Consider the following 17536-nt stretch of genomic DNA (forward strand, 5'->3'; position numbering starts at 1 on the left):
TTGCGTACTGCTTGTTCTTGTAGGTTTTCCGGGCAAGCCGGGTCCGCAGGCTCGGCACGGGGCGAACCTCGGGTCATGCGTGGTGAAGAGGCGTCAGACGTCGGAGCGGATCCGGTTCCACATGCGCGTCAGCATGCGCAGTACCTGGCGCTGCGGCGGTTCGGTCTGGAACAGCAGGCGGCGGTCGTCATCCGGGACGAACAGGTTGGGATCGCCCAACAGTTGCGGATCGATCAGGGCTTTGCTCGCCGGGGTCGGGTTGGGGTAGCCGATCTGGTTGCTGACCCGGGCGATCACCTCCGGTTGCAGGAGGAAGTCGATGAAGGCGTGGGCCTGTTCGAGGTTCTTCGCCCCCTTGGGAATGACCATGTCGTCCGACCACATCAGCGTGCCCTGGCGTGGCAGGGCCAGGCGGATGTCCTGGCCATTGCCGGCGGCCAGGGCCATGTTGCGCGCCGCCAGCATGCCGCCGGACCAGCCCAGGGCCACGCAGATATCGCCATTGGCCAGGTCCTGCGGATACTTGGCCGAGTTGAAGTAGCGCACGTACGGACGGATCGACTTGAGCAGCGCCTCGGCCTTGTCGTAGTCGGCCTGGCGCGTGCTGTCCGGGTTCAGGCCCAGGTAGTGCAGGGCGATGGGCACCACCTCGGTCGGGCTGTCGAGAATCGCCACGCCGCACTGGCTGAGCTTCTCGATGTTTTCCGGCTTGAACAGCAGGTCGTAGTTGCGCATGTCCACGCCTTGGCCCAGCACCGCTTCGACCTTGGCCCGGTTGTAGCCGATCAGGGTGCTGCCCCAGAGATAGGGCACGGCGTAGCGGTTGCCGGGATCGAGACGGTCGCGCTCTTCCATGAACAACGGATCGAGCTGGTTCCAGTGCGGGAGTTTGCCCCGTTCCAGCGGCATGAGTGCGCCGGCGCCGATCAGGTTGGGGACCTGGCTGCTGCCGGGGAACGCCAGGTCGTAGCCGGCACTGCCGGTAAGCAGGCGCGCTTCAAGGGTCTGCGGGCTGTCGAAGACGTCGTAGGTGACCTTGATTCCGGTCCGCGCCTGGAAGTCCTGCAGCACGTCCTTGGGCAGGTACTCGATCCAGTTGTAGATGCGCAGTTCGCCACCCAGGGGCTCGGCGTTGGCCAGCAGGCTGGTGGCGCCAAGGAGCAGGGCGCTGGCAAGGTGTCGCAGGTGCATGGCGGGTCCTTTTTGTCGTTATGGGTGCAGGGAGGCGGCGAGGGCGCGGATCAGGCGCAGGGTGTCGAGGTCGAGGATGCTCTCCGCCACCGGCAGCGAGGATTGCTTGACCACCACCACCCGGCGCAGGAAGTCGACGTAGAGCACCTGCCCGTGAATGCCCACCGCCAGCAGCGCCTCGCCGGGGTAGACGTACCACTGGCTCTTGTAGGTAGCGCCGGGGCTCCACTGGGCAAAGCCTTCATTGCCGGCGTAGATCGCCGGATCGTCACCGCCCAGCACGGCGTCGATGGCGGCTGCGGCGATCAGCTGGCGGCCGTTGCATTCGCCGCGGTCCAGCAGCAACTGGCCGTAGCGCGCCATATCGCGCAGGGTCGCGTTGAAACCGCAGCCGGTGACATTGCGGCCCCAGGGATCGGCAACGAAGAAGGCATCCCGCTCGCAGCCCAGCTCGCGCCAGACCGTTTCGACCAGTTCCGCGCAACTGCGTCCGCTGGCCCGTTCCATCACCCAGCCGAGGGCTTCGGTCACGGCAGTGACGTAGTGGAAGAAGCCACCATGTTCGCCACGCTTGCGCATTCCCGGCAGGTATTCGTAGAGCGACGGGCAGGCGCGGATGCCTTCGGGGGCCGGGGTCAGGCCGCAGGCGTAGCCGAAGTGCGAGCTGCCGGAATCCGGATCGTCATAGACCTCGTCGTAGTCGATGGCCACGGCCATATCCATCAACTGGCGAACACTGGCATCGGCAAAGGCGCTGTCGACGAACTCGGGTACGTAGTGCAGGGCGGGCAGGCGGTCGTCGAGCACGCCGCTTTGGACCAGTTCCTCGGCGTGCAGGCCGATCAGCGACTTGGTCACCGAGAACATGATGTGCCGCTGCCGTGGCTGGTGATGCAGGGCGTACAGCTCCTGCACCACTTGGCCGTCCTTGAGCACCAGCCAACCGTCGGTGTGGCTGGCCTTGAGGTGGTCATGCAGGCTGAGGGTGTCCCCCGATGCGCTTTCGAAACTGAATTCCTCCAGGCCCTGCGTCGCGGCCGGCAGTGGTCGCACCGGCTGGCTGCCGCGCTCGACGACGATCCCCGGGCGGATCCGCTCCATATGCTGGAAGGCCCAGCGGTTGTGTGGCGAGGTCATGAAGTTGTGCCAGGTCACCCGCTGTTCGGCCGGCGCCGGGAAGCCCTGCATCAAGGGCTCGGCGGGCGGACTGCCGGCGCAGTAGGCACTGCGTAGCGCTTCGACGAAATCGTTGCTCATGGACTGCTCTCTGCGGTGGTGGTGGCAGATTTTTATCTTCGTAAAATTTTATAGTCAAATAAAAAATTTGATCGAGGTTGAAAATTTACTAGAATCAGGCCCTTGCACAGACCGGCAAGAGACCAGCAGAGGAAAACGCGTGAGCGGATTACGGCAAAAGCAAAAGGAACTGCGCCGCGAGGCCATTCTCGAGACGGCCTTGCGTCTGTTCGAGAGCCAGGGCTTCAACGCCACCACGGTGGAGCAGATCGCCGGGCAGGCGGGGGTATCGACACCGACGGTGTTCAACTATTTCGGCGCCAAGCAGGACATTCTCCTGGCCTTGATGGAACGTGCCGACCAGCGCGCCATGTCCGAGGCACGCCAGCAGATGCCGGCCTTCGACAATGCCGTGGACGCCATGTGCCACCTGGAATCGCGGATCATCCGCCGTGAGTTGGAGGCGTTACCGGCAGCGATCTGGCGTGAGCTGCTGCCGTTCGGTCTGCTCACCCCGAGGCCGGAGGCGGCCACGCACCTGAACCGGCGCCTGATCGAGGAAGTGGTGCAACTGCTGCGTGAGTTGCAGGCGCGCGGGCTGCTCAAGGCGTCCTTCGACGTCGAGTTCGTCGCCGAATTCCTCAACGACTACAGCTCGACCCTGTTCATGCGCCTGGTGCAGGACGACGTGCCGGACCTGGAGGCCCATGACCGGCGGATTCGCAAGTTGACCGAGACCTTGGTGGCGGGGATCGGGGCCGGGTAGGCGGCCCCGGGATGGGGCTATTCGCAGTGCAGCCAGTCCGGGGTCGGAAGTGTGTGTTTGAACTGGTAGCGGCCATTGTTGTGATTCAGGACGACCTGGAATGAGTTGCCTGGATAGCCCGTGAAGATTGCAGTGACCGTCAGGTCTTCGACGCCAGGCTGCTCGGACGGGCGTTTCGACACCACCGTCTGGCCCATTTTCCAACGCTCGAACAATTTCTTGATCGCCAAGGGCCGCGTAACCGAATCAAGTGGCTTCTTCTCTTCTATGCCATGAGTACGCCGGGCTTTTGTTCTGATACCGGCAGCTGCTGCGGTATCGACCTGTTTCTCCAGATCGAGGGTGCAGCGCACCGAGCCGCGCTCGCCCATCATTGGGCTGGTCTCGGGGTTCAGTGTGGCAAGGTGGATATCGAAGGTCATGCGTGTTTTCGATTCCTGTGCCGCCTTGTCGGTTTTCGCGCCTGTCAGGCGTGACCAGACAAACAGTGGATGCGCCGTACCCGGAGCGTTCACCACCACGGGTGGGCGGTCGATGAATCGATCGGTCAATTCGGGACTGAGTGATTCCAGCGAGTGTTGGACAGGCTGGTTGTCGCGGAATTGCCAGATGGATAACAAGGGAGGTGACAAGTTGGCTTTTCCTGCTTCGAGCCTGAGCATGTCGCTGACTTTCCAGGTCAGCCCGAGCAAGGCGACACCTTGCCCATCGGCCAGGCGGAGCAAGGCCAAGGGGTCGACGCTTTCGCTGGCATCGATGGGAACAGGCATGATGTCTTGTGCTGCACCATCACCCAGTGCCTGGCGAATGACCAGCAAGCGGTCCTCGAAGCCCTTGCCGTTGGTTGTGGAAACGATCCGCTTGTTCGAATCCGCTTTCATGCCTCTGACCAGAATCCAGGCATGGGTGTCGTTACCTTGCGCATCCTTCTCGAGCAGCAGGTCGTTCTGCAGGAAACGATAGCGGTCATTGATCGCGTTTCCGCCGTTGAGATCGTAGTTGGGAATCTGTCCGGCGCTGGCCAGGTTACGACGCCACAGGCGCATGGTCCCATTGTTATGACCGAACGTGATCAGCATCGGTCTACCGTCTACCCAGGCCATCTTGTTGATGGATCCCAGAGGCTCCGTCGCACACTGTTCATTCAACAAGGGTGATGGGCACTTTTCGAGCTTCAGGGCAGGTTTTCCCTTTGCCTGGGGCAGCGCAAAGTCGATCAGGTGCAGCGCAGTGTTGTTCTGGCTTTCCCGTGCCAAGGCGACCATGGCAGTTTTATCGGTGGCGATACGCTCGTTGGTCGGCGCTGTTGCCACGTACTGGCCCGGGTAGGCGACGGCATTGCTGCGGCTTGCGCCGAGGCCGAGCAATTGCTCCGGATGCTCGGGATCTACCTTCAGGGACCGCTGCGTAACGCTGTTGCGTAGAAAGTGGTAGGTGACGATTCCCAGTTCTCCCGCTGCTGCCCGCTGAGAGTCAAGGGCGTAGCCACGGGCCACGATGTAGTCGTCTGCCCGCAAAGGCATCGGGTCGTATTCGAAGTAGGTCGATTCCCCCACTGTCCTGAAGGCTCCCGCACCGCCGATGGAAACACCTAGCAGAACTTTCTTGGCCTGGGTCTGGCACAGGGCATAGACATCTTCTACATCGACTTTGGGTTTCTGTATCTGTCGACACATGCGAAACGCTGCTGCTTGCAGGGCACGGTCGCAATCCGCCTGGGAGTAGCCGTAGGTCGCCAGGCCATGGCGGTAGCACATGTCGTGCATGGCACAGGCGGGACGGAAATGCAGGTTCACGTCGGCGCTTTTCTCTTCCTGGCGGAAAAACAGCCTGCCAGTTTTCGGAATCGAGCAACTCAGACCCATGCCACGGCCACCGAGAATGGTCTGGGTGATTTCCGACGAAGGAAACAATTTGAAGGTCGAGGGCACTTCCATGTCCTCGGGCGTTTCCAGATTGGGAAATATGGCTTCGGCACCCTTGTCGGCCAAGCTCACGCAACCCTGCAACATACCCATCAGCAAACCGACGGCGACCCACCGCATTATCGCTTCCATGCGCCTATCTCCCCGACTTTGTAGCTCACTTGATATATGGCTTTGCGCCACTATTTCTGTCAGCTTAGCCGCTCGCTGTCGGGGTACCTCGGGAATTAGTCCGCGGACAAACCTAACACGTCACTGCCCCGCCTCCCGCGTATCGATACTCACCACCACCGACATCCCCGGCCGTAGCCGCGCCGCTTCCGGCTGGTCGGCATCGACGGTGATCCGCACCGGAATGCGCTGGGCGATCTTGACGAAGTTGCCGGTGGCGTTATCGGCCTGGAGCAGGGCGAACTCGGAGCCGGTAGCCGGGGAAATCTGCTGCACATGGCCGCGCAATTTGAGGTGGTCGAGTGCATCGACAGTGAAGGTCGCCGGCTGGCCGATGCGCACCTGGGCCATCTGGGTTTCCTTGAGGTTGGCGATCACCCACAGGGTGTCCGGCACCAGCGCCATAAGCTGCGCGCCGGAATTGACGTAGGCACCGAGGCGGGTGCCGATCTGGCCGAGCTGGCCGTCACGCGGCGCGGTGACGCGGGTGTTGTCCAGGTCGATGCGCGCCAGCTCCACTGCGGCCTTGGCGTTTTCCACGGCGGCTTCGAGGGCGGCACGGTTAACGATCACCGTCTCACGGTCCTGGCGGGCGATCTCCAGGGCGGCCCGGGCCTGGGCCAGGCTGGCCACGGCGGCGGCATGGCTGGCGCGGCTCAGGTCCAGTTCGCGGCGCGATACCGAGCCGTCGCTGGCCAGGTCCTGGTTGCGTCGCAGGTCGGCCTGGTTGCGCGTGGCCTGGGCCGCGGCGTCGTCGATGGCTGCCTGGCGCTGGGCGATCACCGCCTCGGCGCTGTTGCGTTGCTGCAGGTTGTTGGCCAGGGCCGCCTGCTGCTGTTGCAACTGGGCCTTGGCCTGGGCCAGGCGTTGGGTGTAGATGCGGTCGTCGAGGCGCACCAGCAGGTCGCCGGCCTTGACGAACTGGAAGTCGTGCACCGGCACTTCGACGATATAACCCGCCAGCTGCGGGCCGATGATGGTGACCTGGCCGCGCACCAGGGCGTTTTCCGTGCTTTCGATGGTGCTGCCGAACGGCGGCAGGCGCCAGGCGTACAGCACGATCAGGATCCCGGCAATGGCGATGGCGGCGAAGCTCAGGGTCGAAAGCAGGCGCACCCGCCGCGTGCGCAGCGGGCTGCTCGGTTCGCTGGGCGGAGGGGTGCCCTCCGGGGTTTCGGCGAGGGCGGTGGTGGTGGTCGAAGGCGTTTCCTGGGTCATCGGCTTGGCGCGTCGCTTGAGGGTACGGTGGCCGCTGCCTGGCGCGCGAGGTAGCGCAAGCGCAGGCTGCGGATGAAGATCCAGATCATGGTCAGCACGGCGATGCTGCCGATCAGCATGAACACATCGTTATAGGCCAGGATATTGGCCTCGCGGGTGGCGGCGCTGGCCAGCAGACGCAGACCGGCTTCGCTGCGCAGGGCCGGGTCGGCGATGAGTCCGGCATAACCGGCGCCACCTCCCTGGACCCGGGCACTGACCAGGGGTTCCAGGGCGCTGAGGTTTTCCACCAGGTGGCTGGAGTGGAATTTCTCGCGCACGGTCTGGAAGGTGCCGAGCAACGCCGCGCCAAGCAGGCCGCCAAGGTTGTTGCAGATACCGAACATCACCGAGAAGCTCACCAGGTTGCGCGGGTTGGCGCGCACATGGCCGATGCCCAGGGCCATGCTCGGGCCAAGGAAAAAGGTACTGCCGAACGCCAGCAGGAACTGGCTGGCGTACATCTGCGCGGGGCGGGTCAGGTTGCTCGACGAGCTGTCCATAAAGGCTCCGGTGGCCATCGCCGCCAGGGAAATGAACAGCGGCAGGACCAGATGCTGCGGGTTGATGGTCAGGGCACTGGTGGCCAGGCCGGCCGCGGCGCCCAGCAGCATGATCCAGTACAGCTGGCGCATCTGCTCGCTGCCCATGTTCAACGCCTGGAGGAAGCCTACGGCACCGGTGGACTGTTCCGAAGTGACCATGCGGATCAGCACCACGCACAAGGCCAGGCGGACGATGGCGCCGCTGCCCAGCCAGCGGGTCATCAGCAGCGGGTTGCTGCGGTTGTGCTCGATGGCCAGGCCGCTACAGACCAGGGCGATGGATGAGGCCAGGGCGACGCCGATCCAGGGCGCATCCAGCCACCAGTCGATGCGCCCGAGGGATAGCACCGCGCAGAGCAGGGCGGTACCGCTGGCCATCAGCGAGAAGGTGAGGAAATCCAGGGGCTCGAAGGTCTTGAAGCGGTCGCCGGGTGGCAGCTTGAGCAGCAGCACGCAACCCAGCGCGGCCAGGGCCAGTCCCAGTTCGAACAGGTACAGGCCGCGCCATTCGGCGATCTGCAGCAGGTCCTCGGAAAACACCCGGGCCAGCGGTACCGCCAACTGCGAGGCGCCGAGGCCGAGGACCATGGCCTTCAAGCGCCACTGCGCGGGAAAGGCCTGGATCATGTAGTACAGGCCCAGCGAGCTCAGGGCCGCGCCGACCATGCCATGGGCCGCGCGCACGGCGATGGCCGAGTTGAGGTCGTTGACGAACAGGTGGGCGAAGGTGACCAGCGCGTAGAGCACCAGGAACACTTCGGTAAAGGCGCGCAGGCCGAACTCCTGGCGGAACTTCACCAGCAGCAGGTTCATCGACACGTTGGTCATGACAAAGGCCGCCGGCAGCCAGGCCATCTCTGCCGTGGTCGCGCCCAACGCACCCTGGAGAAACGGCAGGTTGGCGGTGACCAGGGCATTGCCCAATCCTCCGGTGATCGCCACCAGCAGCCCCACCGCACCATAGGCCAGGCGCTTGCCCGGCGCGTGCAGCGGCGTCGACGGCGAGCCGGGCAGGGTGGGTTTTTCGTGAGGCAGCCACTGGCGGGGGGCGTATTTGTCCATTGGCGAGAGGGTGGTCCATGAGCGCGTGGGAAAACTTTACGCGAGGTGTAGGGGGAATGACATCCTGCACGAAACCCAGCGGATCAGTCGAAGGTTCAGCGCGGCAGTTCCAGGACCACCCAAAGCCCACCACCCTCGCGCTCCACCAATTGCAGCGTGCCGCCATGGCCGCGGGCGATGTTGGCCGCGATGCTCAATCCCAGGCCATGTCCGCCGCTGCTGCGCGACGCGTCGACCTGATAGAAATGCTCGAACACCCGCCCGCGGTGCTCGGGCGCGATCCCCGGCCCTCGATCGCCGACCTTGATGCGCAGCCGTTCAGGCTCGTCGATCACCTCGATATCCACCGGCCCCGGTGCATAGCGCCGGGCATTGTCCAGCAGGTTCTGCAGGCAACGCCGCAGTCCGCCAGGATGGGCCAGCAACGGCCTCGCGTTGCCGTGGATGTGCAGTTCACCGCCGAGGTCCTGGAAGTCCGCCTGCAAACCCTGCAACAGCGCATCGATGGCCACCGGCTCGCGAGCATGCTCCAGCTCGCCATTGCGCAGGAAGTCGAGGCTGGCCGCGACCATCTCTTCCATATGCCCCAGGTCATCGCGAAAGCGCTGGCGCAGGTGCTCTTCCGGGAGCATCTCGGCGCGCAGGCGCATGCGGGTGATCGGCGTGCGCAGGTCGTGGGACACCGCGGCGAAAAAGCGCGTGCGCTCGGCAATGCTGTCGATCAGCCGGCGCTGCATGGCGTTGAATGCCTGCGCGGCCTGGCGCACCTCCTGCGGTCCGTCCAGGCTCAGCGGTGGGCGATGGATATCGCGGCCCAGGGCTTCTGCCGCCGCTGCCATCTGTTTCAACGGACGCAGGGCCAGGCGCACGGCGAGCAGGGCGACCAGCACCACCGCAAGAATGCGCAGCAGGTAGATGCGCAGGATGTAGTCGAATACCAGCGAGCTGATCGAGCCGCTGCTCCAGCCCTGGTTCTCGACGGCGCGGAAATACAGGGTGCGGCCATCCGGGATATGCAGGGCGAACAACAAGCGCACCCGTGCCTGCTCGCCATCGAACAGGGTCGCGGGTCCAGCCGGTTGTTCGTTGGCCGATTGCAGGGCCAGCCCCAGCAGGTGGATGGACGCGGGCTGGCCGAGGCGTTCGGCGACCAGTTGGCGCAGCAGGGTTTCATACATGGGATCGGTATCGGCCTGTTCCGGCGCCTCCGCCAGGCGCTGCCAGCGCGGCGACTCGAAGCCATCGAGCACGGCGTCAAGTTGCTGCGGATGCTGGCGGGCCACCTGCAACACATCGGCAATCCGCCCGGCGGCCAGGCGCAAGGGGATCTCCAGCACCTGGGTCTGGCGCACCTCGTGCCAGATGCTGCTGGTCAGCAACTGCGAGGCCAGCATGCCGCCGACCAGGATCAGCACCAGGCGGCCATGCAGGGAACGGGGCCACAGGCGTTTCATTCGCTGACCACCTTGTCGACGCTGAGCATGTAGCCCTCGTTGCGCACGGTGCGGATCAGCGCGCCGCCCTGGCGGGCATCGTCGTTGAAGTGCTGGCGCAGGCGGCTGATGCACACATCGATGCTGCGGTCGTAGGGCGTGCGTTCGCGGTCGAACACATGGTTGAGCAGAAAGTCGCGGCTCAACGGGCGGTTCGGATGCTGCAACAACAGGCGCAACAGGCGGAAATCCGAAGTCCCCAGGCTGATCACCAGGCCCTGCGGCGAGCGCAGCTGGCGGCTGCTGGTATCCAGTTGCCAGCCGGCAAAGCGCAGGCTGCGCACATCGTCCATCCGCGCCCGCTCGGGAAAGGCATTGGTGCGGCGCAGCACCACCTTGATCCGCGCCAGCAGCTCGCGCGGGTCGAAGGGCTTGGCCAGGTAGTCGTCGGCGCCCATTTCCAGACCGACGATGCGGTCCACCAGGGTGCCGCGGGCGGTGAGCATGATCACCGGGATATTGCTGCGCACCCGCAGGTCGCGGCACAGGCTCAGGCCGTCTTCACCGGGGAGCATCAGGTCGAGCACCACCAGGTCGATCAACTGGTCGTCGAGGCGTCGGCGCATTTCCCGACCATCGGCCGCCACCGAGGTGCGCATCCCGGCTTCCTCCAGGTAGGTGGAGAGCAACTGACGGATCTCGGGGTCGTCGTCGACGATCAGGATATGGTCGGGGGAGGACATCGGAATGCTTCTCAAGTGGAATTGGCGGACTTTACACCGGCTCGGCAGGGCAAATGTAATGGAATGTGTTGAAGCCGACGGAAGCGGGGTTGCCATTACATTTGCGGAAAAAGAGTGATCGGACGCGTGGATAGAATCCGCCGATACAAATGCGACTGATTCACTTTAAGGAAAACACCGATGTCTCTCGCTTCCTCCCAGCGTCTGCCCGCCACCCTGGCGCCCGCCGTCGGCCTGATGTTCGGCGCCTGCCTGCCGGCGGTACATGCCGCCGACCAGGTGCTCGACCTGCCAGCGACCAACGTCACCGGCAAGCAATCGGCGTACAAGGCCGACGAGGTCACCTCCAGCAAGATCACCACGCCGCTGCTGGACGCGCCGCAAAGCATCACCGTGGTGCCCAAGGCGGTGCTGGAAGAGCAGAACGCCCAGAGCCTGCAGGACGTTCTGCGCAACGTACCGGGCATCACCTTCATGTCCGGCGAAGGCAACCTGGGTTGGGGCGACCTGTTTTCCATCCGTGGCTTTGCCGCCGAGCAGAGCCTGACCGTGGACGGCGTGCGTGATGCCGGCATGTCCAGCCGCAACGACACCTTCAACCTGGAACAGGCGGAAGTATTCAAGGGCACCGGCTCTGTGGAGTCGGGCGTGTCGGCGGTGGGTGGCAGCGTCAACCTGGTCAGCAAACGCGCCCACCTCGGCGATGCCGGCAAGCTCTCCGCCGGCATCGGCACCGACAACTACAAGCGCCTGACCGCCGACGTCAACCGCCAGCTCAACGAAACCACGGCGGTGCGGGTCAACCTGATGAAGCACTACAACGCCGTGTCCGAACGCGACGAAGTGGACTACGACCGCTGGGGCTTCGCCACCTCGGTGGGCTTTGGCCTGGGTACCGATACACGGGTGTGGCTGGATGCCTTCTACCAGAAGGACAAGAACACCCCGGACGGCGGCGTGCCGATCCAGCGTGGCACCGACGGCAAGCGCATGCCCGGGGTGTCCCGCGATGCCTGGTTCGGTGACGCCGACCTGTATACCCAGCGCACCGAGACCCGCTCCCTTACCGGCCTGATCGAGCACGACTTCAGCGACGATGTGACCCTGCGCAATCAGCTGCGTTGGCAGCAGACCGACAACTGGGCGGTGCTGTCGCCGGCGCGTTTCATCGCCGCCGATGCCGACGGCAACCGCACCTGCACCGGCACCCGTTGCGCCAGCCTGGGCTATGTCGGCCTCGGCCCGCTGAGCTCGATCAACGGCATCAACGCCTACACCCAGTACGCCAACAGCAGCAGTGGCTACGGCTACCTGCGCGGCAGCGACTTCGGCCTGTCCAAGCGCTACGAGATCTTCGACAACCAGACCGACCTGCGCTTCAACCTGGACACCGGCGGCATCCACCACGAGGCGGTGACCGGCGTCGAGCTGTACCGCGAGTCCTATGGCGGACTGCACAAGACCATGGAAGTGCCGGATGGCTCGATGTTCTTCGACCTGTCGGACCCGTCCCATCACTTCGCCTCGACCTCGGCCGACAAGGGCTATGGCGATCCGCGCAGCATCGTCAAGAACGCCGCGATCTACGCCTCCGACACCCTGACCCTGGACCCGCAATGGCAACTGTTGCTGGCCCTGCGTTATGACCGCTGGGAAGCCCAGAGCGAGCGCTCCACCGGCGACAGCAGCAGCCGCGACGACGCCATCGGCGGCCGTGCCGGCCTGGTCTACAAGCCGCTACCCAACGGTAGCGTGTATGTCTCCTACAGCGAGGCGGCGCAGCCGTCGGCAATCGGCGCCACCACCAACAACCAGATCTACGGCGCGGCCAGCACCGAGGACTACAAGCCGGCCAAGTCCAAGACCTACGAACTGGGCACCAAGTGGGAGCTGTTCGATGACCGCCTGAACCTCAACGCCGCGCTGTTCCGTACCGAACTGGAAGACAGCTGGGAATACAGCGAAGGCGAAACCTCGCCGGTGCGTGCGCTGCCGGCCAAGCGCGTCGACGGCGTCGAGCTCGGCTTGCAGGGTGACATCACCGAGCGCTGGTCGGCCTATGCCGGGTTCTCGGCGATGAAGAGCCGGCAGACCAAGGGCGCCAACAAGGGCGAGGAAGCCAAGAACGTGCCCGACCTGACTGCCAACCTGTGGACCAGCTACCAGCTCACCGACAAGCTCGGCCTGAGCTACGGAGCCGACTACGTGGGCCGTCGCCGCTACAGCGACAACAAGTACGTTGGCGGTCTGAACAACAACAGCAGCTACGCCAACGGCCCGTCCGGCGTGTACACGATCTATACCCGCGACCACGAGAAGGCGCCGTCCTACTGGCTGCACAGCGTGGCCGCGCGCTACAAGGTGGACAACCAGACCACGGTCAACCTCAACGTCAGCAACCTGTTCAACAAGTTCTACTACAGCCGCATCGGTGCGTCCCTGGACGGCTTCCAGCTGTACGGCGTGCCGGGTGCCGGACGCACCCTGACCGCCAGCGTGGACTACAGCTTCTGATGCTGATCGATATCGACCGGCTGTTCAGCGCCGCCGAGCTGGACGAAATGCGCCAATGGCTGCTGGCCCAGTCCTGGGTCGACGGCAAGGCCACGGCCGGCGTGCAGTCGGCCCAGGCCAAGCACAACCGCCAGCTCGACGAGGACAACCCGGTGGCCCGGCAGCTTGGCGACATGATCCTCAAGCGCTTGTCGGACAACCCGCTGTTCATGTCGGCGGCGCTACCCAAACGCATCTATCCGCCTTTGTTCAACCGCTATGGCACCGGCGAGGGCTTCGGCTTTCACGTCGACAACGCCATCCGCGGCATCAAGGGCGTACGCGAGCGGGTGCGTACCGATCTTTCCGCGACCTTGTTCCTCGCCGAGCCGGACAGTTACGACGGTGGCGAACTGGTGATCTGCGACACCTTCGGCGAGCGCAGCGTCAAGCTGCCCGCCGGACACCTGGTGCTGTACCCGGGCAGCAGCCTGCACCGGGTCGAACCGGTGACGCGGGGCGAGCGGCTGGCGGCGTTCTTCTGGATCGAAAGCCTGGTGCGCGAGGACAGCCAGCGCAGCCTGCTGCTGGACATGGACGTGGCGATCCAGCGCCTGACCGCCCAGGGCGCCGACCAGGGCTCGTTGCTGGAGCTGACCGGCGTTTATCACAACCTGCTGCGGCGCTGGGGCGATACCTGAAGTTTGTGTTGTGGCTACCGGCCTCATCGCTGGCAAGCCAGCTCCCACAGGGACCGCGCCGGGCACCAACTCCATGGCTGACCCAAAACCTGTGGGAGCCAGCTTGCCGGCGATGAGGCCACTTGCAACAACCCGGTCTGGTTGCCTGGGGAGTACCTGTGGGAGCTGGCTTGCCAGCGATAGGGCCGGGGCCGACAAAGTTTTTCTCTGATCCGAAAGGAGAGTCCTGATGTTCCGACGTTTTTCCTGGCAACTGCTGTTGCCCTTGCTGCTCCTCCTCGGCCTCTGCCAAAGCGCCCAGGCCGTGGAAGTCACCGATGTCCTCGGACGCAAGGTGCAGATGGACCATGCCCCGCAACGCATCGTCCTCGGCGAAGGCCGCTTGTTCTTCGCCCTGGCCTTGCTCGACCGCGACAACCCGTTCCAGCGCGTGGTCGGCTGGCAGAACGATATGCGCCTGCTCGACCCGCACACCTACGAGGTCTACGCCAAGCTCTATCCGCAGATCACCAGGCTGCCGCTGATCGGCCAGGCCTCGGAGCAGAGCGTCAGCGCCGAGCAGATCCTGGCCCTGAAACCGGACCTGGCGATCTTCAGCATCGCCGGCGAAGGCCCGACCCAGCACAGCCCGGTGGCCGACCTGCTGGCCAAGGCCGGGGTGCCGGTGCTGTTCATCGATTTCCGCGTGCAGCCGATCCGCAATACCCGGGTCAGCCTGGAGGCGCTGGGCACCTTGCTCGACCGCGAGAAGCAGGCTCAGGAGTACCTGGACCTGTATGACCGTCATCTGGCCAAGGTCACCGAGCGCGTGGCCAGTCTCAAGGAAGTACAACGGCCGAAGGTGTTCCTCGAGTTGCTTCCGGGCGTGTGGCAGGCGCCGGGCCATACCACCGGCAAGAGCGGCCTGGGCAGCGTGGTCGAGGCGGTGGGCGGGCACAATATCGCCGCCGACGTGATTCCGGGGGCGCTCGGTGATGTCAGCGTCGAGTACGTGCTCAAGGCCGATCCGGATGTGTATATCGCCACCGGCAACCGCGCCCCTGGCGTACTGCTGGGCGCGGGTGTCAGCGCCGAGACCGCGCGCGACAGCCTGGCCAGGATCAGCGCCCGTCCGGAGTTCGCCCCGCTGCGGCCGATCCAGGCCGGCCAGGCCCATGGCCTGTGGCATGACTTCTACAACTCGCCGTTCAACATCCTCGCCATCGAAGCCATGGCCCGCTGGATTCACCCGCAGGCCTTCGCCGACCTCGACCCGCAGGCGACCATGGCGCAAATCAACGGACTGCTGAAGGTCGGCCTGGACGGCCAGTACTGGATCGACGCCAAGTGACCGTCATGGCCCAAACCGGTGTGGCCCAGGCCACCCGGCACTACCGGCGCCTGCTGTGGCGGCGGGTCTGGCTGGTGACCGGCCTGGCGGCATTGCTGGCGCTGTCGGTGCTCGGCGACCTGGCCAGCGGCGCCTCGGGCATGGGCCTGGGGCGCTTGCTCCAAGGCATTCTCGACCCGGCGACCCTGAGCGCCACCGACCGGGTGATCATCTGGAACGTACGCCTGCCGTACTCGCTGATGGCGGTGCTGGTGGGCTCGGCACTGGCCCTGGCCGGCGCCGAGATGCAGGCGATCCTCGACAACCCGCTGGCCAGTCCCTTTACCCTCGGCGTTTCTTCAGCGGCGGCTTTGGGCGCGTCGCTGGCCATTGCCTATCCGCTGGGCATCGCCTGGCTGCAGCCGAGCATGCAGGTCACGCTGATGGCCTTCGTCTTCGCCTGCCTCTCGGTACTGCTGCTGCAGGCCATGGCCCGGCTGCGCGGGGCCGGGGTGGAAAGCCTGGTGCTGTTCGGCATTGCCCTGGTGTTCAGTTGCAATGCCCTGGTCTCACTGCTGCAACTGCTGGCGACTGAAGATGTGCTGCAACAACTGGTGTTCTGGACCCTCGGCAGCCTGGCCCGGGCCGACTGGAACAAGCTCGCCATCCTCGCTTTGGTGCTGGCCGTGCTGTTGCCGTTTTCCCTGCGTGCCGCGCCGGCCCTGACCCTGCTGCGCATGGGCGAGGACCGCGCGCGCAGCTTCGGCGTGGATACCCGGCGCCTGCGCCTGGCCTCGCTGCTGCGCATCAGCCTGCTCTCGGCCACGGCGGTGGCCTTTGTCGGCACCATCGGCTTCATCGGCCTGGTCGGGCCGCATATCGCCCGCCTGCTGGTGGGTGAAGATCAGCGCTTCCTGCTGCCGGCCAGCGCCCTGGTCGGCGCCTTGCTGCTGTCGTTGTCGTCCATTGCCAGCAAGTTGATCCTGCCCGGGGTCATCGTGCCGGTAGGCATCGTCACCGCGCTGGTCGGCGTGCCGGTGTTCGTGGTGCTGGTATTCCGCCGGGGGAGAAAACTGTGAGCCTTGCAATCGAACAACTGTCGGTGTCCTACGGCGCCCGCACCATCATCCGTGACCTCAGCCTGCCGGCCATGCCCGCCGCCAGCCTGGTGGCGCTGGTCGGGCCTAATGGCGCCGGCAAGTCCACCTTGCTCCGCGCCCTGGCCGGGCTGGAGCGGATGAAGGGCAGGGTGGTGCTGGAGGGCGAGGATGTCTCGCGCCTTGGCTTTGCCGAGCGTTCCCGGCGCCTGGCCTACATGCCCCAGCAACTGCCGCCGGGGATTGCCCTCGGCGTACTGGAAAGCATCGTCGCGGCGCTGCGCGTCAGTGGCGGCGAAGACCTGCTCGGCACGGCCTACGAGGCCCTGCGCCAACTGGGCATCGAGCACCTGGCCGAGTATCCGCTGGACAGCCTGTCTGGCGGCCAGCGCCAACTGGTCGCCCTGGCCCAGTTGCTGGCGCGCAATCCGCGGGTGCTGCTGCTCGACGAACCGACCAGCGCGCTGGACCTGCACTACCAATTGCGGGTGATGGACGCGGTGCGCGAGCGGGTGCAGGAGCATCGCTTGCTGGCAGTGGCGGTGCTGCACGACATCAATCTGGCGGCCAGCCATGCCGACTGGCTGGTGGTGTTGCACCAGGGCAGGGTAGTGGCCAGCGGCACGCCGCAGCAGGTGCTGGAGCCGCAGCTGCTGGCCCGGGTGTATGGGGTCGAGGCGCGGGTGGAACGTTGTTCGCGGGACAGGTTGCAGGTGCTGGTGGATAGGGCGTTGTGCTGAGGGGGCAACAGAGATCGACGCGGTCAAGGTAGGAGCTGCTTTAGCTGCGAAGGACCGCGTCAGCGGTCCCGAAACCATCCCGCACGAGCTTCTGGCCAAGCCAAATTGCGGATTCCCACTGCCCGACCTGGCGCGTTTCTCCAGATTCACCTGATTGGCAGGTTTTGGGACCGCTGACGCGGCCCTTCGCAGCTAAAGCAGCTCCTACCTTGATAGCGCCATGCTGTAGGATTATTCCCATATAGTTGTGAGAATTTTTTATTTATCTATTCGGATATCTTTATTGATCCAGGTCTTCGCCATTCATTGCGAAATCACAAAAAGCACTATTGCAATAATTTATGCCGACAGGACCTATAAGAATTTTCCGAACGTTACAGAGAATATTCCTGCCGTTGTTTTAGGGGTCGAAATCCATACGTCAGATGTTTTACTGTGCGCGCCTGAAAACGGACCTGCGCGCGAAGGAAGTTGCACTCGACTTGCCTTCAAGTATTTCAATTTATTCCAAACTTGCCGCCGACGCTTGCAGGCCGTTGTTTTATTAATGAATTCCGTAATGAACTTCGAACTTTCCGGCTTGAAGTTCATTGCTGGATATTTCATAGAGACAACGCATGGACACAATCGTCAGCCGCTACCCGTCGCCAGTCACCCGCAACCCCTACCAGTTGAATGTCGAGAAGGTGAACGTACCGCTGGACATCTTCGCCTTCGAAGGCGAGGAATACCTCAGCAAGCCGTTCCGCTACACCATCCGCTTCACCTGCGCGCTACCGCGGCCTACCCGCAGCTACGTGGCGGCCGACCATGCCCCGGACCGGCCCAAGCCCCTCGACCTCGACAAGGCCCTGTTCCTCAACCGCA

At 64.5% G+C, this 17536-nt stretch carries 14 protein-coding genes; 7 read left to right on the forward strand and 7 right to left on the reverse strand.

The features are described 5' to 3' along the window. Positions 1–93: 93 nt before the first annotated feature. Together ACODSK_RS16390 and ACODSK_RS16395 are read right to left on the reverse strand one after the other, a co-directional pair. Positions 94–1191: a polyamine ABC transporter substrate-binding protein gene (locus tag ACODSK_RS16390; RefSeq protein WP_489017553.1), complete on the reverse strand. Its 1098-nt coding sequence runs from the start codon at positions 1189–1191 to the stop codon at positions 94–96. Between the two features lie 18 nt (positions 1192–1209). Further along, complete coding sequence (locus tag ACODSK_RS16395; RefSeq protein WP_489017554.1) at positions 1210–2448, reverse strand: serine hydrolase domain-containing protein; 1239 nt, start codon at positions 2446–2448, stop codon at positions 1210–1212. Between the two features lie 139 nt (positions 2449–2587). Between ACODSK_RS16395 and ACODSK_RS16400 the strand changes: the two genes are divergently transcribed. Beyond that, positions 2588–3193 (forward strand): TetR/AcrR family transcriptional regulator, encoded by a 606-nt coding sequence (locus tag ACODSK_RS16400; protein WP_489017555.1) that lies wholly within the window; start codon positions 2588–2590, stop codon positions 3191–3193. Between the two features lie 17 nt (positions 3194–3210). On the opposite strand, the gene ACODSK_RS16405 is transcribed toward ACODSK_RS16400, so the two are convergent. The 5 genes from ACODSK_RS16405 to ACODSK_RS16425 all read right to left on the reverse strand — a co-directional run bounded on the left by ACODSK_RS16405 (position 3211) and on the right by ACODSK_RS16425 (position 10329). After that, positions 3211–5250, reverse strand: coding sequence for a hypothetical protein (locus ACODSK_RS16405; protein WP_489017557.1), 2040 nt, complete (start codon positions 5248–5250; stop codon positions 3211–3213). Between the two features lie 120 nt (positions 5251–5370). Further along, complete coding sequence (locus ACODSK_RS16410) at positions 5371–6507, reverse strand: HlyD family secretion protein (RefSeq protein WP_489017559.1); 1137 nt, start codon at positions 6505–6507, stop codon at positions 5371–5373. After that, complete coding sequence (locus ACODSK_RS16415; RefSeq protein WP_489017561.1) at positions 6504–8153, reverse strand: MFS transporter; 1650 nt, start codon at positions 8151–8153, stop codon at positions 6504–6506. The genes ACODSK_RS16410 and ACODSK_RS16415 overlap by 4 nt, the downstream gene beginning before the upstream one ends. A 95-nt stretch (positions 8154–8248) precedes the next feature. Further along, positions 8249–9607 (reverse strand): sensor histidine kinase, encoded by a 1359-nt coding sequence (locus ACODSK_RS16420; RefSeq protein WP_489017563.1) that lies wholly within the window; start codon positions 9605–9607, stop codon positions 8249–8251. Further along, on the reverse strand, positions 9604–10329 hold the full coding sequence (locus tag ACODSK_RS16425) for a response regulator (RefSeq protein ID WP_489017564.1): 726 nt from the start codon (positions 10327–10329) through the stop codon (positions 9604–9606). Before ACODSK_RS16425 ends, ACODSK_RS16420 begins: the two co-directional genes overlap by 4 nt. 180 nt (positions 10330–10509) lie before the next feature. On the opposite strand from ACODSK_RS16425, the gene ACODSK_RS16430 reads away from it, so the two are divergent. The 6 genes from ACODSK_RS16430 to ACODSK_RS16455 form a co-directional block, all read left to right on the forward strand. Further along, entirely contained in the window at positions 10510–12843 is a 2334-nt protein-coding gene (locus ACODSK_RS16430; RefSeq protein WP_489017566.1) for a TonB-dependent receptor, read from the forward strand. Beyond that, the gene (locus tag ACODSK_RS16435) at positions 12843–13523 is read left to right on the forward strand and encodes a Fe2+-dependent dioxygenase (protein WP_489017568.1); all 681 of its coding nucleotides are present in this window, start codon (positions 12843–12845) and stop codon (positions 13521–13523) included. The genes ACODSK_RS16430 and ACODSK_RS16435 overlap by 1 nt, the downstream gene beginning before the upstream one ends. Before the next feature lie 229 nt (positions 13524–13752). Then, on the forward strand, positions 13753–14853 hold the full coding sequence (locus ACODSK_RS16440) for an ABC transporter substrate-binding protein (protein WP_489017570.1): 1101 nt from the start codon (positions 13753–13755) through the stop codon (positions 14851–14853). Positions 14854–14858: 5 nt separating this feature from the next. After that, positions 14859–15911 carry a FecCD family ABC transporter permease gene (locus ACODSK_RS16445; RefSeq protein ID WP_489017572.1) on the forward strand — a complete coding sequence of 351 codons (1053 nt, stop codon included), beginning with the start codon at positions 14859–14861 and terminating at the stop codon, positions 15909–15911. Continuing rightward, positions 15908–16669, forward strand: coding sequence for an ABC transporter ATP-binding protein (locus tag ACODSK_RS16450; protein WP_489017574.1), 762 nt, complete (start codon positions 15908–15910; stop codon positions 16667–16669). Before ACODSK_RS16445 ends, ACODSK_RS16450 begins: the two co-directional genes overlap by 4 nt. Before the next feature lie 617 nt (positions 16670–17286). Then, a partial coding sequence (locus ACODSK_RS16455) for a hypothetical protein (RefSeq protein WP_489017576.1) occupies positions 17287–17536 on the forward strand: 250 nt, incomplete at its 3' end.

This window comes from Pseudomonas sp. FG98, assembly GCF_057808595.1.

What these genes read in the sequence shown, in the direction of transcription:
- ACODSK_RS16405 (WP_489017557.1), bottom strand. Translation starts at nt 5,250, where the DNA reads ATGGAAGCGATAATGCGGTGGGTCGCCGTCGGTTTGCTGATGGGTATG.
- ACODSK_RS16445 (WP_489017572.1), top strand. Translation starts at nt 14,859, where the DNA reads ATGGCCCAAACCGGTGTGGCCCAGGCCACCCGGCACTACCGGCGCCTG.
- ACODSK_RS16425 (WP_489017564.1), bottom strand. Translation starts at nt 10,329, where the DNA reads ATGTCCTCCCCCGACCATATCCTGATCGTCGACGACGACCCCGAGATC.
- ACODSK_RS16440 (WP_489017570.1), top strand. Translation starts at nt 13,753, where the DNA reads ATGTTCCGACGTTTTTCCTGGCAACTGCTGTTGCCCTTGCTGCTCCTC.
- ACODSK_RS16410 (WP_489017559.1), bottom strand. Translation starts at nt 6,507, where the DNA reads ATGACCCAGGAAACGCCTTCGACCACCACCACCGCCCTCGCCGAAACC.
- ACODSK_RS16395 (WP_489017554.1), bottom strand. Translation starts at nt 2,448, where the DNA reads ATGAGCAACGATTTCGTCGAAGCGCTACGCAGTGCCTACTGCGCCGGC.
- ACODSK_RS16415 (WP_489017561.1), bottom strand. Translation starts at nt 8,153, where the DNA reads ATGGACAAATACGCCCCCCGCCAGTGGCTGCCTCACGAAAAACCCACC.
- ACODSK_RS16420 (WP_489017563.1), bottom strand. Translation starts at nt 9,607, where the DNA reads ATGAAACGCCTGTGGCCCCGTTCCCTGCATGGCCGCCTGGTGCTGATC.
- ACODSK_RS16435 (WP_489017568.1), top strand. Translation starts at nt 12,843, where the DNA reads ATGCTGATCGATATCGACCGGCTGTTCAGCGCCGCCGAGCTGGACGAA.
- ACODSK_RS16390 (WP_489017553.1), bottom strand. Translation starts at nt 1,191, where the DNA reads ATGCACCTGCGACACCTTGCCAGCGCCCTGCTCCTTGGCGCCACCAGC.
- ACODSK_RS16430 (WP_489017566.1), top strand. Translation starts at nt 10,510, where the DNA reads ATGTCTCTCGCTTCCTCCCAGCGTCTGCCCGCCACCCTGGCGCCCGCC.